Source organism: Acidiphilium sp. PM (genome assembly GCF_000219295.1).
Taxonomy (GTDB): Bacteria; Pseudomonadota; Alphaproteobacteria; order Acetobacterales; family Acetobacteraceae; genus Acidiphilium; species Acidiphilium multivorum.
This window is the reverse complement of sequence record NZ_AFPR01000407.1, coordinates 1-1,928: the sequence shown is the minus strand read 5'-3', so window position 1 is coordinate 1,928 and position 1,928 is coordinate 1. Positions and strand designations below refer to the sequence as shown.

Below are 1,928 nucleotides of genomic sequence, written 5' to 3'. Positions count from 1 at the left end.
CGCCGCGCATCTGAAGCGGCGGGGCCTGGCGGCGCGGACCGAACGGCGGGGCGGGCTGACCTGCTATCGCACCAGCTTCCGCATGAGCGAGGACCCGGGCGTTTCGATCCTGATCCCGTATCGCGACCATATCGGGATGACGCGCGCGTGCGTCGAGGCGATCCGGGACGTGACGCGGGGCGCGCGCTACGAGATTCTTCTCCTCGACAACTGGTCGCAGGACGAGGAGGCGGAGGGTTTCGCCGTCGAGCAGGGCAACCTGCCGGACACGAGGGTGATCCGCATCGCCGAGCCGTTCAACTACTCGCGCATCAACAATCGCGGGGTGGAGGCGGCGCGCTTCCCATTTCTGTTGTTCATGAACAACGACGTGTTCGTGAGCGACCCGGAATGGCTGCGCACGATGCTGAACGAGGCGCTGGCCGACCCCGGCACGGGCGCGGTCGGCGCGAAACTGCTCTATCCGAACGAGACCGTGCAGCATGCCGGCGTGGTTCTGGGTGTCGGCGGGATCGCCGATCACAGTTTCCGCGGACTGCCGGCCGACAAGCCGGGCTACATCGCCAATGCCATCGCCTGCCGCGAGGTTTCTGCGGTGACCGCCGCGTGCATGCTGGTCCGCCGCGAGGCGTTCGCGGCGGCTGGCGGCTTCGACGAGGACGGGCTGAGCGTGGCGTTCAACGACGTCGATCTCTGCATGAAGATCAGGCAGGCGGGATACCGCATCATCTTCAGCGCCGACGCGGTCTGCGAACATCGCGAGAGCCTGAGTCGGGGCGACGATTTCGACGAGAGCAAGCTGGCGCGGTTCATGCTGGAAAACGAGACGATGCGCGAAAGATGGGACGAAGCGCTGAAACGCGACCCGTTCTACAATCCGCATTTCAGCCGCGAGGGCGGCGTGTATCGCGACCTGCGGGTGATCGACCCGGCGGACGTCCGGCGTGTTTCGCCGCCCGCGCCCGCCCGGTTCCCGGCCGCGCCGGCGGCGGCGGCACCGAAGCCCCGGCGGCGGCAAGCGGGCTGATGCCGCCTGAGGCCGGCCATCTCTGGATTCGGGCCGCCGTTTCCGGCATCTGCTAGGCATGGATTTCGAACGCAAACGGGGTGAGGCCCTCTGGAGCCAGATCGCCAACGCGCTGGCCCGCGACATTCGCGAGGGGGTCTACCCGCACGACACGAGGTTGCCGACCGAGGCGCGGCTCGCCCAGGGCTACGGCGTCAACCGCCACACCGTTCGCCGCGCGCTGGAGGAACTGGCCAAGGCGCGCATCATCCGCACCGAGCATGGACGGGGGTCGTTCGTGGCGGAGGAGGTGCTGGATTACCGGATCGGCCAGCGGCCGCGATTCTCGGAATGGGTGCGCGGCCACAACCGCACGCCGCTCGGCGATATCCTGATGCTGGAGGAAACCGCCCTCGACACCCTGCCCGAAGCCGCCGCCGCCGCCGAGGCGCTGCGGCTGGCGCCGGCGCAACCGGTGATCCTGCTGGAGCGCATCGGCTCGGCGGATTCGACGCCGATCTCGCTGTCGCGGCACATTTTCCCCGCGCGGGCACTACCGGGACTGCTGGAGGCGCTGCGGCACAGCGGGTCGATCACCGCGGCGCTGGCCGCGCTCGGGATCGCCGACTACACGCGCAAGTGGACGCGCGTCTGCGCCCGCCAGCCGGATGCGCGCGAGGCGCGGCTGCTGCGCATGGCCCGCAGCGACGCCCTGCTGGCCACGGAATCCCTGAACATCGCGGAGGGCGGGGCGCCGATCGAATTCGGCCTGTCGATCTATCCGGCGCCGCGCGTGCAACTGGTGTTCGAGCCGTAGAGTATCGTTATCCGATCCAACAGGATCGGAGAGTGCTCTAGCGGCGGGGCGCCCGCCGCATCACGGCAGGCAGGGCAGGTCGCGGCAGCGGAGCAGGATGCCGAG

2 protein-coding genes are annotated in these 1,928 nt (G+C 69.2%); both read left to right on the top strand.

Annotation, left to right across the window (positions count from 1 at the left end):
- Positions 1-1,027 (top strand): glycosyltransferase family 2 protein (locus APM_RS13075; protein WP_007423841.1); only part of this gene is annotated, 1,027 nt, incomplete at its 5' end.
- A 58-nt stretch (positions 1,028-1,085) separates the two neighbouring features.
- Positions 1,086-1,823 carry a phosphonate metabolism transcriptional regulator PhnF gene (phnF, locus tag APM_RS13070; protein ID WP_007423840.1) on the top strand — a complete coding sequence of 246 codons (738 nt, stop codon included), beginning with the start codon at positions 1,086-1,088 and terminating at the stop codon, positions 1,821-1,823.
- Positions 1,824-1,928: the final 105 nt, after the last annotated feature.

Excerpts from the sequence above, each read along its gene's own strand:
- phnF (WP_007423840.1), top strand. The coding sequence starts at position 1,086 with ATGGATTTCGAACGCAAACGGGGTGAGGCCCTCTGGAGCCAGATCGCC.